An 11,876-nucleotide genomic window follows, 5' to 3' on the forward strand; every position below is an offset into this window, starting at 1 on the left:
CGACAAGGTCGGATCCCACTGGTTGATATCGGGTTTCGAGCCGAAATGAGCACCATCCAAACTTCAGGGTCGGCTGGTGGCCCCCGAGTCCGCCGATAGCAGCGTGTGAGGAGTGACCTTGAGTGCCGTGCGCGCAGTGAGACCATTTAGCATCCACGTCGCCGATGACGTTCTCGACGATCTACGAACGCGTCTTTCGCGGACCCGTTGGCCGGAAGCCGAATGTGTACCGGACTGGACCCAGGGCATCCCGCTCGGGTACACCCGCGAACTGGCCGCCTATTGGGCCGACGGATACGACTGGCGGTCCCGTGAAGCCGCCCTCAACCGATTCGATCAGTTCGTCGTCGAAATCCACGGCGTGGACATCCATTTCATCCACCAGCGATCTCCGCACCAAGAGGCTTTTCCGCTGGTGATCACCCACGGCTGGCCCGGCTCGATCGTGGAGTTTCACAACGTGATCGAGCCGCTGACCAACCCGACTGCCCACGGGGGACGGGCCGAGGACGCCTTCCACGTGGTGTGCCCGGCGCTTCCGGGCTACGGCTTCTCCGGCAAGCCCACCAACGCCGGCTGGGGTGTCGGGAAGATCGCGCAGGCCTGGGAGACGCTCATGCTGCGCCTTGGCTACCAGCGCTACGGCGCCCAGGGCGGCGACTGGGGCGCAGCGATCACCACACAAATGGGCCGCAACCGCGGCCACTGCGCCGCCATCCATCTGAATATGCCGATCGCTTACCCTCCAGCGGGCGGCATCACCGATCCGACCGAGGAAGAACAGCTGGCCCTGGCCGCCCTGACGACTTATCAGCGTTGGGAGACAGGCTATTCCGAGCAGCAGTCCACCCGGCCTCAGACCGTCGGCTACGGACTGGCCGATTCGCCGGTCGGCCAGATGGCCTGGATCGTCGAGAAATTCGCAGCGTGGATGGACTGCGACGGCCATCCCGAGAACGTGCTCAGCCGCGATGAGCTCCTCGACAACGTCATGATGTACTGGGCTACCAATAGTGGCTCCTCCTCGGCCCGGTTGTACTGGGAGAGCTTCAAGACCCTGGACGCGACAACTCGTGTGGAATTGCCCACTGGTATTGCTGCCTTCCCCAAGGAGGTCCTGCGCGCACCGCGAAGTTGGTGCGAACCGATCTACAACATCACCCATTGGACGACCATGCCGCGCGGCGGGCACTTCGCCGCTCTGGAACAACCGAGGCTCTTCGTCGACGACATCCGCGCATTCTTCGAATCCGTGCGGTGATGGGGACTTGACCCCGTGTGTTGGACACGCTCAATCCCAGGAATGTGCTGGGGGAAGCGAGATGATCCAACCCGATGGCAAGGAAAAATTACCCCGATGAGTTCAAGCGTGACGCGGTCGCGCTCTACCGGGACACCGAGGGCGCGACGATCGCCCAGATCGCTGCCGAGCTCGGTGTCAGCGAGGCCACGCTCTCGGCGTGGTGCAAGTCGGCCGGGGTGCCGATTCGGCACCGCCGCGGTGTCGTAGTGGCCGAGCCTGTGCTAGGGGCCGAGAGCCCTGAGCAGGAGCTGGCCCGCCTCCGCAGTGAGGTCAAGGCGTTACGCGCCACCGAGGCGCGGTTGTCCACCGAGCGTGACATCTTGCGGTCGGCGGCCAAATATTTCGCCGGGGAGACGAACTGGTGAGCCGCTTTCAGTTTGTCGCCGACCACCTGCACGCCTTCGAGGTGAAGTGGCTCTGCGCAGTCGTCGAGGTTGCGCGTTCGTCGTTCTACGCGTGGTTGGCCGGTGCTGACGGACGAGCGGCCCGTCGGGCTGCTGACGAGGCGCTGGCCGAGCGTATCCGCGCCGTCCACGACGAGGACAACACCTACGGGGCGCCGCGGATCACCGCCGAGCTCAACGACGGTGCGCCCGAGGGGCAGCGGGTCAACCACAAGCGGGTGGCTCGGGTGATGCGCGGCGCCGGGATCGCCGGTTATCGACGCCGACGTCGGGTCAAGACGACCGTGGCGGACCCGGCGAACCAGAAGGTCCCCGACCTGCTCAAACGCGATTTCACCGCCGCGCAGGTCAACACCCGTTACGTCGGCGACATCACCTACTTGCCATTGGCGACCGGCGCCAACCTGTACCTGGCCACCGTGATCGACTGCTGTTCACGGCGGGTCGCCGGGTGGGCGATCGCCGATCACATGCGCACCGAACTGGTCATCGATGCGCTCAAAGCCGCTGCTGCACTGCGGGGTTCACTGGCTGGTGCAATATTCCATGCAGATCATGGAAGTCAGTACACCTCACGGGATTTCGCGAATCTCTGCCGCGATCTGGGGGTCGTCCAGTCGATGGGTGCGGTGGGGTCAAGTGCCGATAACGCGTTGGCCGAATCGTTCAACGCCGCCCTCAAGCGCGAGATTCTGCAAGACCGTGCCTGCTGGCCGGACGCGGCGATCTGCCGCCGTGAGGTCTTTCGGTGGCTGGCCCGCTACAACACCACACGACGGCACTCCTACTGCCGTCATTCCAGCCCCGCGACCTACGAAAGGAACCTGACACCGGCTACGCTGCCCGAAGCCGCATAACCACAAATCCCGTGTCCACTACATGGGGGCAAGGCCCCAGATCCCTGACGAAGGCATTGTTGCAACAGTTCAGCTTCCATTGCAGCGACCGTCATTCCTTGGGCGTAGATGGGATTGAGGCTGCAGATCGCATCGCCTATCGCCAGCAATCCTGTCGGCCACCGTTTCATTTTGTCGTAGCGACGCCAGCGCGTCGCAGGCATCCGATGCTGAGCTCCCTCTCCGATCACCTCGCTCCTCCGAAGCGCGGCTACCACGTGCATAGGAGCGAACTTTTCGATGAAGGCCAGCATTTCGCTCAGTCCTTTGGGGGGTTCTACCCCCGCCAGTCCAGACACGGTGAACATCCAAGTGTTGTCCTCGTTAGCGAATAGAGCCATGCCAGTGGGTCGCCCGGGCACAGGGCCTATGACGACGGCGAGTTCGCGCAGTGCCCCAGGCGGGATCCGCACCGGAAAACTTGAATACATAAGTCGCACATCTAGGCTGTCCTCGACAGGACGACCGTAGCCAAGACTGTCTAGTAACGCAGGGGTGCGGCCAGCTCGGCCCATCGCATCGACAACCAAGTCGGCTTCGACGATCTCGTCGGCTCCATCCACGACTGCCTCGCGATCACGTCGGCGGAGGACTGCGCCCGAGATATGATCGCGGTCCGTGACTAGTTCGACGATGTCATGGGCGTCGCGTAGCTCGATGTTGTTGATGCGGCGGACGCGTTGCCGCACACAACCTTCCAACAGCGGCCTGCTTGGCAACACAAATTGGAAATCGTCGAAGCACCCCGAGGCGGGCAATGGGTGCCCACCGTTATTCAAGTAGACCTTCGATAGGTCTCCGTCGAAACGGGGTGCACCAGCCCGTATCAGTTCATCGGTGAACCCGGGAAATAGGTCCTCAAGGATCGAAGAACCCCGACTCCACAGCAGGTGGACATGGCGGTCCTGCGGCACACCCCGCCGATTCGAAATCGTAGAGGGTAATGCGTCACGCTCGGCGACGACCACCCTATCGAAGAAGTCGGCGAGCACGCGGGCGGCCAGAAGTCCGGCCACGCTGCCGCCAAGAACCAGCGCGTGCTTCTCACCCATTGCGAACATCACCTCACCTGCGATCCGAACCCCCGCGACCACGGGGCGAGGCGACACGTAACTTGCGGCAACACTGAGCTTTTCACGTCTGCGTATCGACCGGCTCGAAGACAAATACGTGACGTGTGCCGCTTCGTTGCATGTAGGTGTCGTGAGCGGGCCACATTGCGGCGAGCTTGGGCATGTTGCGCGCGACTTCTTGCTCTGTGGCCGGTCGGGAAAGGTAGCTGGCACTGACGCCGTTGATCTCGATGCGCGCCTTCGGGTCGGCGAGGAGGTTTCTTAGCCAGCTGGATGGTGCGTCGAGCCCGAAGTTCTCGCATACCGCGACCAGAGTGTTGCTGTCCCGCACAAAGTACACCGGAACGGTTCGCTCTTTGCCGCTTCGTCTTCCCCTCGTGGTGAGCAACATCGTCGGCATCTGGGGGCCGCCCAGCGACAGTCGGCCACAGCTGGCACGGATCAATGCCCGGTCGGCGCGTGAACCGGCGTGTTTCATGAACACGGCGAACCAGCGGTAGTGGCCGACGCGCCGCATGACACGGAGATACAGCAGGTACAGGTCATGGGTCGTCGCGTCCCTAGGCTGGTCTGGTGCGGCGTGGCCGTCGCGCGTCGCCATCACATTCGCTCCTCTCTCGGGATGTCCTCGGGGCTATGCGGGTTCAAAGCAGGATTGCAGCTGGAGCGCCTTCCACGGCCGTCGTCCGCCTGCGATGCGGAGACCGTGGAGCGCGGCAGTGAAGGGTCCGATGCGTTGGAGCAGCAGCCTGACCATCGTCGACGCCGGCGCCTTGATAACAGCGTCGGGCCGATCTTGTGGTCGACGTGGCCGCGATTCTGCGATGCCATCGTGCACATGCACCACATAGGGTCGGGCATCCGGGATCTGTAGAGCCAGGCAGATGTTGGTCGTGGGGGTAACCGCCGCACTGAGGTATGCGGGCGCGACCTCCAGCCCCTCGCGAAGCAGCAACAGCATGTCGCGTTCCCGAACCTCCCACGGCGTATCGACGGATCGTGCGATGTCCTCTCCGTGCAAGATCAAGTCGAAAAGCCAGTTGATCTGCGTGACCACTCCAGAAACCACGGCACCGCAATGAAACTCAGCCACATAGTCATCCGGTAGGCCGTCAAAGAAGGCGTCCATGACCGGTTCGAGCGCCGAAAGTCGGTCAAGCAGTTCGGGGACGGGCGCCATCGCCGCCATCATCTCCTCCTGGTTGATCTGATCGAGTTCGCGTGGATAGTGGGCACGGCGGAAGTCCCGCCCCTCGGCGAGGGCCTCATAACGGCGCGCCACGCAGAGCACATGCGCGATGACCTGATGCACGCTCCAGTCCAACCCTCGTCGCCGAGCCTGCGGGTCCGCCGATCGCGTCAACCGATAGAACCGTTGCCGCGCCTCATTGATGCGTTCCCGCAGCTCGTCGCGGCTGGTGTCGACGAATGCGATAGATCCGGCGTCGTTCATCCCGCACCCCCATACTCCACTATGGAGCTTAAAGTACTCCAGAACGGAGTAATGTCAACATGTGACCTCGAAGCCGACCACCACGTCGTTCGCGCTGCTCGGTCTGTTAGGCATCAAGCCGTGGACTGCCTACGAAATCGTGGCGCAGATCAAGCGCGGCATGTACTTCTTCTGGCCGCGGTCGGATGCCCATCTGTACGCGGAGCTGAAACGACTCGTCGAACGTGAGCATGCCACCGCCGAGGTTGTCGACGGCCGCCGTAAACAGGCCACGCGCTACGCCATTACCCCGCAAGGCCGTGCCGCGCTGAAAGACTGGTTCGGCAGCGAGCCGGCGGCGCCGCTGCTCGAAGTGGAAGGGTTCCTCAGACTGTTCCTCGGAGACCAGGCCACCAAGGAGGAGCTGCGCTCGGCTCTGGAAGCCACGGCGCGCCATGCTCGCGAGCTGCATGCCAAAGGCGCAACGCTCATCGAGGAACTACTCGATACCGGCGGCCCTTTCCCGCAACGCCTTCACCTCATCGAACGTCAGTCCACGTTCCTCGACGGCTTCTACCGCAACCTCATCGAATGGTGCGAACAGTCAATAATCGAGATCGAGCAGTGGCCCGACACCCGCAACGTCGGCCTCACACCAAGGGGACGCACCCAATGGGAACGGATACTCGCTGAACCCGAGCCCTAGACGTACTGACCACAGACGCGCTAAGCGGCTTGAGCGTAGCAACCGAACCGTGGCAGACCTGCGTGGTCAAAGTTGATCTCGAACCAGAGATTTGAGGTCAATCAGATCTTTTCTCAGGCGCTAATGTGAACGTTTTCACGACGGGCTGTCGGCTCTGGTCGAAAAGTGATCAGGTAGTTCCGGAGCAGGCCACTCAGTATTCAGCCGGAGCCGACACGGGCCCGGTGTCCGGGCGCGATGAGGTCAGGGCCTTGTTCGCCGGGGAGGTTGTGGATCCTGATGGTGCGCGGCCATAGTTCGCCTGGCTGGCCGCGTGCGGAAATACTTACTCGATGTTGACATTCGCGGATGAGAACGGCGAACGGTGAGTCATCGCTACGACGAGCTGATCGTTGACGCGATGCGCACGCTGGCAGGGGCGGGCAGTGAAGGTAGTCCGATCGGTTCGAGTCTTGCCGAGCTGACCGCTACCGCTGTTTCGCTCATCGATCGGGTGGACTGCGCAGATGTGTTGATGATCAGCGGCGGTACCTTTGAGTCGATCAGCGCGACGCGACCGGTTGCGCGTGAGCTGGACCAGGTGCAGCAACAAACGGGTGCCGGCCCGTGTCTGGATGCCGCCGACCGAGATGTCATGGTCCGCTGCAGTGACTTAGCAAACGACGACCGATGGCCTGAGTATGCCGAGCATGCACAAGCGGTCGGTGTTTTCAGTGTGATGTCATTTCGGCTGTTCACCCAGGGCAGTGACAGCGGCGCACTGAATCTCCTCGGATTCCGACCGCGAACGTTTACTGATGAAGAGGAAGCACTTGGCGCCATGCTGGCCACTCAGGCGGCCCTGCTCATTCTGGCCGCCGACCGGCAGCGGCAATTCGATTCGGCCTTGGCCAGCCGCGACATCATCGGTCAGGCGAAGGGCGTCATCATGGAACGCTTCGACGTCGATGCGATACAGGCCTTCGCATTGCTCACAAAGCTGTCCCAAGAAACGAATACACCCCTCAGAGTGATCGCTGAGCGTCTCGTCGAGCGCAAGCCCAACGGTCTCAGCCGGTGATCTGCCACCGCCTGCCCAAATGTCTGATGCGCGAACGTATTTCGGGGCCACATCGCTGATGGCGCTCATGTCTCATGGCTGAGCTACCACGGTCACACGACTAGCCGCGGCTGTACAGTGGCTCAAGTGCCTCTATCTGGTCACCCGATCACTGGACCGAACTGGTGCCGGCAGGCACGATGGACGATGCGGTAGAAACCCGCCCTGAATGCGTTCGCGATCACCTTCGCCGACCGATTCCCAGCAGCCGAAACCTAATGATGAAAACCGCCGGAAACACCGTTAGCGAGATACTCCCGCCCTGCCTCGGGTCACCGTGGTGCAACAGGGTGCCGTTATTGCCAGGTCAGCATGTCGAGCAGTCGCAGGTCGGTGATGCGATCGAGGTGGGCGCCGAGGGTGCCCTGGTCGGCGAGGGCGGCGCGCAGGCGCGGGAGTGCATCGGACTGACTCGGTGTTGTCGATCAGGTCGTCACGAATAGCCGCCCAATACGCGACTTTGCGATATTTCAGCCGTGGGTAGCGGCTGGCCGCTTGTTTGGCGCGCTCTCGGTAGACCGCGGTCACTTTCGAGTCGAGGATAGGGATAGCGGCGGGGGCGCTTCACATGAAGTACCTTGCTGATTTTCGATCGCGCGACATCGGCGGGTGCATCCTCCGCGAAGTGTCTTAGAACGCCTCAAGCTGGTCGTAGAGGTCGCCTCGTATGTGAGGTTCTGCGCGACGCAGATCGGCGTCGCGAGGCGGCCACGGCGCGGTCGTTGCCCGATCGACGAACCAGCGGAGCTCTTTGTGGGAGATGCGCGAATTGAGCGCGCGTGCGGACCACCTCGTCATCGGTGAGCCGCGTCGGGTCGCCGGGCCCGGGCAAGTCGTAGGTGGTGATGGTGGAAGCTGGGTAGAGCTTCAGGGCGCTGGCGCAGTCGGAGATGGAGAGCTGCCGACCCGCGATGACAATAGGTACCGAGGGGGCCATTGGCCGACGATAACGGGTTGCGTCCAGCAGAGTGGTGTACGAGTCGGACCTGATTAGCGGTACCGGCGTGTCGTAGCCGAGTGATTGAAGGTCATCGCGTGATTCTTCGAGGGACCGTCCAAAGTCACTCGAGCAAAGAAGGAACACACGCGATGACCACTGTCCACGATATCGACCTGCAGCAGGTCCTGACCGAGCGACTCACCGCCGCTCATCCCGACGTGCTGCGCGAGCTGCTGTCGATGTTCATCCACACCCTGATGGGTGCCGAGGCCGACGCACTGTGCGGCGCCGGCTACGGCGAGCGCAGCGGGGAGCGAACCAACCACCGCAACGGCTACCGCCACCGTGACTTCGACACGCGGGCAGGCACATTGGACATCGCCATCCCGAAACTGCGGCAGGGCTCCTACTTCCCCGATTGGCTGCTGGAACGACGCAAACGCGCCGAGCGGGCCCTGACCACGGTGGTGGCCACCTGCTACCTGCTGGGCGTCTCGACGCGGCGGATGGACAAACTGGTCGGCACGCTGGGCATCTCCGGGCTGTCGAAATCGCAGGTCTCGGTGATGGCCAAGGAACTCGACACCGCCGTGGAGGCGTTCCGCACGCGGCCACTCGATGCCGGGCCGTACACGTTCGTCGCGGCCGATGCCCTGGTCCTCAAGGTCCGCGAGGGCGGTCGCGTGGTCAACGTGCATGCGCTGATCGCGACCGGTGTGAACGCCGAGGGTTACCGCGAGATCCTCGGCATCGACGTCACCACGGCCGAGGACGGGGCGGGCTGGTTGGCGTTCTGGCGATCGCTGACCGCCCGCGGCCTATCCGGGGTCAAACTGGTCACCTCCGACGCGCACGCGGGGCTGGTGGCCGCGATCGGCGCCACCGTGCCTGGCGCGGCCTGGCAGCGCTGCCGTACGCACTACGCCACCAACCTGATGGCCATCACCCCGAAGTCGTCGTGGCCGTGGGTGCGCACGCTACTGCATTCGGTGTATGACCAGCCGGACGCTGATTCCGTTGCTGCGCAATATGATCGGATCATCGACGCGCTCGCCGACAAGCTCCCCAAGGTCGCCGAGCACTTGGAGAATGCTCGCGCGGACCTGCTGGCGTTCACCGCGTTCCCCAAGCAGATCTGGCGCCAAATCTGGTCCAACAACCCCCAGGAACGGCTGAACAAGGAGATCCGCCGTCGCACCGACGTCGTCGGCATCTTCCCCGACCGGGGCGCCCTGATCCGCCTCGTCGGTGCCGTCCTGGCCGAACAGCACGACGAATGGGCCGAATCCCGGCGCTACCTCGGCCTGGACGTCCTCAGCAAATCACAAGCCGTCCAGAACTCACCGACAGAACAGGAGGCCACCACAGAGGCGCTCACCGCCTGAACCATCAACTCGAAGAATCACCCGACGACGTCGTACACCACGTCCCTGGACTTGACCCGATAACGTGCGGCAAGTACGACGAGGGTAGGAGAAGCTGGGAACGTGACGTCAGCAGATCCACGCGGCAGACGGCGAGCAGCGATCATCCAGGCCGCCCTGGAGGTGTTCGCGTCGCGCGGCTGTGCTGATGCGACGTTTCAGACTATCGCCCAGACCGCAGGGGTCTCTGTGGGTGCCATCCAGCATCATTTCGGCTCCAAGGAACGCCTGATTGAAGCAGTGGACACCCATGTACTGCAGACGATCGGCGTGGTGATGTCACAACCCGAGCCCGCCGGGCCGGCCGAGGTTGGCCAGCGTGTCCGGGTGCTGTTCGATGCCCACCTGCCCGTGCTGGATTACGTGGCCCGCCAGTTGGTCGACGACGGCCCCATGGGTCGTGTGGTGTTCGATGCGATGGCCGCCGGCGGTGTGCAACGCTGGGAGCACCTCGCCGAGAGCGGAGCCACACCCGAGGGGCTCGACACAGAGTGGGCTGGCCTCAATCCGCTGGTCCTGGTCTTAGGCGCCATCATTTTCCGCCGACACCTCGACCGGCGCTTTCCTGAGGGATTCGCCACCGACAGTCAACTCAGCCGCTGGGAACGGGCGATGAACATGCTCATCAGCCAGGGCCAGCTCAAACACTGAAAGCTATCGCGGCAGCTCGAAACCAAACAATATGGCCATTTGGTATCGTGAGCCCTCATGGTCGCGGGGCCGCCCCTCGGGCATCACAAGGACGGCCAGGTCTGGGTGTGTCAGTGGCAGTCACAGTTCCGGGCGGTCGGGCATCGTATCGGCCGCCGGCGCGAATAGCGCCAGACCCGATCGATCGCTTACCCGCAGTCCTTCACCGTAACGCCGCTTCCGTCACCGTCAACTCGTCATGGACTCCTCCGCCATGAACGTCGCCCGCGACACCGCGCTGCTGACCTACGACCCCGGCCCCGCCCAGCTCGCCCACCGGATCGCCCGCGATCATGGTCTGCCGGCCACAAGCTGCCGTCGCAGCCATGATCACCGACCAGATTCCCCGAATAGTCTGCAGCACAGCAACACCAGCACCAGCACCACACCGTCGGGACTACCGGCACGCGGCTAGCGCGCGTAACCAGATCTGACCACAACCACATCGGAAAATCGGTGAAGTTCTATGGACGTCGACAACCTCAACGATTACCTATGCGCCACACAAGCCGGCGAACGGACTTTCACCGACACCGCCAACGACCTACTTCCCTACCACCCCGACCTGGTCAGCGCACCCCAATTCCGACGGAGTTACCGTCGATCGCTACGCGTGACGCCCGCTACCCGTGAACGGAAGTGAGCCGCCCTGGCCCAGCGGCGCGTGACCGTCAGTGAACGGAGATCGGCTGGATCGTTCCGTCGGGCCGATATTCGACCAAGCGCCCGTCGTCGGTTAGCGCGATAGGCGTCATTCCTCGCGCCGCCAGAACGTCGCCGTAATTGCACCCGGCGAGGCGGCTACGCACAGCACCACCGATAGCAGCATTAAAGAGCTTGCCCTCGTCATCGGAGAGAGTCGACAGCGCCAACTTGCCCCGCAAAGCCCGGCGCAGCCGACGGTCAGTGACGGGGCACGGATTTTCGAGTTTCTTGTTCTTGGCCATCACACACCCTCATCAGACAACCGAATCTTACCTCCAACGAGGTCGAGCATCCGACAGGAAGACAGAGGCCAGACCAGCCGCCGCCGCCATGCCGGACCGGACTCTGACTTTCTTGATGCGAACGAGACGACTTGGGTATCTGTCGATGTTGATCGACTGAGGAAAGTTAAGAAACCAGCAGGTACTAAGCTTGCCATGATGGCGGGTTGAAGGAGGACCACTGCCGCGCGCCGCGTTGCTGCAGTGGAGGCAGCCGCGAGCGGCAAGGGTCGCACGCGCGAGCGTAGGTTCGCGATTCCTCTATGATTCAGCGCGAGCGTGACCTGCCACGATGCACGGTGTCCCATACTGTGGGGTGGGAATCCGTCCGAGAGTTTCGTCACTTTGCTGCGCTGAGCGCGACTTCTGTGGTGTCTCGACCCACGGCGACGGACGGCAGTTCAGCGTCTTTCGGTCCGGCACCGTTCAGGCCGGCTGGCCGTAGACCGCCACCAATACCGAGCGGTCCAGGCTGTTGACTGACCAGACGCCGATCGCGGTGTTGGCGCAGTCCGACATGATCGCGAAGTCGGCAGGGTCGTGGTACCACTGGTTGATGACGTCGAGGTTGTTGATCGCCAGGGCGGGGTTGATGGCCACTGTCTGGCTGACGGTTCCCTTGAAACCGGCTGCGGCAGCACGGCTGGCAGGCGTGGAGCCGTCTGATCCGAGATCGCCGTCCAAGGCTCGGTCATTGAGAACGTCGTTAGCGTGCCACTCGGCGGCTTGGGTCAGGGCGGGGTTCTTCTTGATGTCGCCGGTGCACCCTGCCTGGTGTTGCACGGTATAGACGTTGGCGACCACACCGTTGTTGAGGCGGGTGTTGTCGGCGTGCGCGGCCGGCGCACCGGCAGCAGCAAGTAGAGTCGCTGCGCCAGCCGCCGTCGCTGCGTGAATAGCTCTGTGTACCACAGGATTCCTCA

12 protein-coding genes and 1 pseudogene are annotated in these 11,876 nt (G+C 63.1%); 8 read left to right on the forward strand and 5 right to left on the reverse strand.

The features are described from left to right. Positions 1-136 precede the first annotated feature (136 nt). Together Y900_RS28700 and Y900_RS28710 are read left to right on the forward strand one after the other, a co-directional pair. The gene (locus Y900_RS28700) at positions 137-1,261 is read left to right on the forward strand and encodes an epoxide hydrolase family protein (RefSeq protein ID WP_036349499.1); all 1,125 of its coding nucleotides are present in this window, start codon (positions 137-139) and stop codon (positions 1,259-1,261) included. Between the two features lie 74 nt (positions 1,262-1,335). Next, positions 1,336-2,564 (forward strand): IS3 family transposase gene (locus tag Y900_RS28710; protein WP_085977995.1). Its coding sequence is split into 2 segments (ribosomal slippage): positions 1,336-1,648 and positions 1,648-2,564, totalling 1,230 coding nucleotides; the frame shifts between segments, so codons are not numbered across the junction. Here the strand turns inward: Y900_RS28710 and Y900_RS28715 are convergent. The 3 genes from Y900_RS28715 to Y900_RS28725 form a co-directional block, all read right to left on the reverse strand. Continuing rightward, positions 2,519-3,655, reverse strand: coding sequence for an FAD-dependent oxidoreductase (locus Y900_RS28715; RefSeq protein ID WP_131536360.1), 1,137 nt, complete (start codon positions 3,653-3,655; stop codon positions 2,519-2,521). The two genes, Y900_RS28710 and Y900_RS28715, sit on opposite strands and share 46 nt — an antisense overlap. A gap of 82 nt (positions 3,656-3,737) precedes the next feature. Next, a complete protein-coding gene (locus tag Y900_RS28720) occupies positions 3,738-4,277 on the reverse strand; it encodes a nitroreductase/quinone reductase family protein (protein WP_081845437.1) in 540 nt (179 codons plus the stop codon). A 33-nt stretch (positions 4,278-4,310) separates the two neighbouring features. Continuing rightward, positions 4,311-5,129 (reverse strand): maleylpyruvate isomerase N-terminal domain-containing protein, encoded by an 819-nt coding sequence (locus tag Y900_RS28725; RefSeq protein WP_036349225.1) that lies wholly within the window; start codon positions 5,127-5,129, stop codon positions 4,311-4,313. A gap of 61 nt (positions 5,130-5,190) precedes the next feature. Between Y900_RS28725 and Y900_RS28730 the strand changes: the two genes are divergently transcribed. The 6 genes and pseudogenes from Y900_RS28730 to Y900_RS28750 all read left to right on the forward strand — a co-directional run bounded on the left by Y900_RS28730 (position 5,191) and on the right by Y900_RS28750 (position 10,382). Beyond that, positions 5,191-5,814 carry a PadR family transcriptional regulator gene (locus Y900_RS28730; protein WP_036349227.1) on the forward strand — a complete coding sequence of 208 codons (624 nt, stop codon included), beginning with the start codon at positions 5,191-5,193 and terminating at the stop codon, positions 5,812-5,814. 364 nt (positions 5,815-6,178) lie between these two features. After that, entirely contained in the window at positions 6,179-6,874 is a 696-nt protein-coding gene (locus tag Y900_RS28735; protein ID WP_237752800.1) for a GAF and ANTAR domain-containing protein, read from the forward strand. Between the two features lie 121 nt (positions 6,875-6,995). Continuing rightward, positions 6,996-7,132, forward strand: a pseudogene (locus Y900_RS31970) (IS256 family transposase); the annotation flags it as partial. An 870-nt stretch (positions 7,133-8,002) separates the two neighbouring features. Beyond that, complete coding sequence (locus Y900_RS28740; RefSeq protein WP_036341372.1) at positions 8,003-9,238, forward strand: IS256 family transposase; 1,236 nt, start codon at positions 8,003-8,005, stop codon at positions 9,236-9,238. Positions 9,239-9,340: 102 nt separating this feature from the next. Beyond that, positions 9,341-9,928 (forward strand): TetR/AcrR family transcriptional regulator, encoded by a 588-nt coding sequence (locus Y900_RS28745; RefSeq protein WP_036349230.1) that lies wholly within the window; start codon positions 9,341-9,343, stop codon positions 9,926-9,928. A gap of 238 nt (positions 9,929-10,166) precedes the next feature. Next, complete coding sequence (locus Y900_RS28750) at positions 10,167-10,382, forward strand: hypothetical protein (protein ID WP_036349232.1); 216 nt, start codon at positions 10,167-10,169, stop codon at positions 10,380-10,382. 256 nt (positions 10,383-10,638) lie between these two features. Here the strand turns inward: Y900_RS28750 and Y900_RS28755 are convergent, their stop codons facing one another. Both Y900_RS28755 and Y900_RS28760 read right to left on the reverse strand, forming a co-directional pair. Further along, entirely contained in the window at positions 10,639-10,914 is a 276-nt protein-coding gene (locus Y900_RS28755) for a hypothetical protein (protein ID WP_051660575.1), read from the reverse strand. A gap of 465 nt (positions 10,915-11,379) precedes the next feature. Then, on the reverse strand, positions 11,380-11,865 hold the full coding sequence (locus Y900_RS28760; protein WP_051660576.1) for a CAP domain-containing protein: 486 nt from the start codon (positions 11,863-11,865) through the stop codon (positions 11,380-11,382). Positions 11,866-11,876 lie beyond the last annotated feature (11 nt).

Source organism: Mycolicibacterium aromaticivorans JS19b1 = JCM 16368 (assembly GCF_000559085.1).
GTDB lineage: Bacteria > Actinomycetota > Actinomycetes > Mycobacteriales > Mycobacteriaceae > Mycobacterium > Mycobacterium aromaticivorans.

What these genes read in the sequence shown, in the direction of transcription:
- Y900_RS28715 (WP_131536360.1), bottom strand. Translation starts at nt 3,655, where the DNA reads ATGGGTGAGAAGCACGCGCTGGTTCTTGGCGGCAGCGTGGCCGGACTT.
- Y900_RS28720 (WP_081845437.1), bottom strand. Translation starts at nt 4,277, where the DNA reads ATGGCGACGCGCGACGGCCACGCCGCACCAGACCAGCCTAGGGACGCG.
- Y900_RS28725 (WP_036349225.1), bottom strand. Translation starts at nt 5,129, where the DNA reads ATGAACGACGCCGGATCTATCGCATTCGTCGACACCAGCCGCGACGAG.
- Y900_RS28740 (WP_036341372.1), top strand. Translation starts at nt 8,003, where the DNA reads ATGACCACTGTCCACGATATCGACCTGCAGCAGGTCCTGACCGAGCGA.
- Y900_RS28750 (WP_036349232.1), top strand. Translation starts at nt 10,167, where the DNA reads ATGGACTCCTCCGCCATGAACGTCGCCCGCGACACCGCGCTGCTGACC.
- Y900_RS28755 (WP_051660575.1), bottom strand. Translation starts at nt 10,914, where the DNA reads ATGGCCAAGAACAAGAAACTCGAAAATCCGTGCCCCGTCACTGACCGT.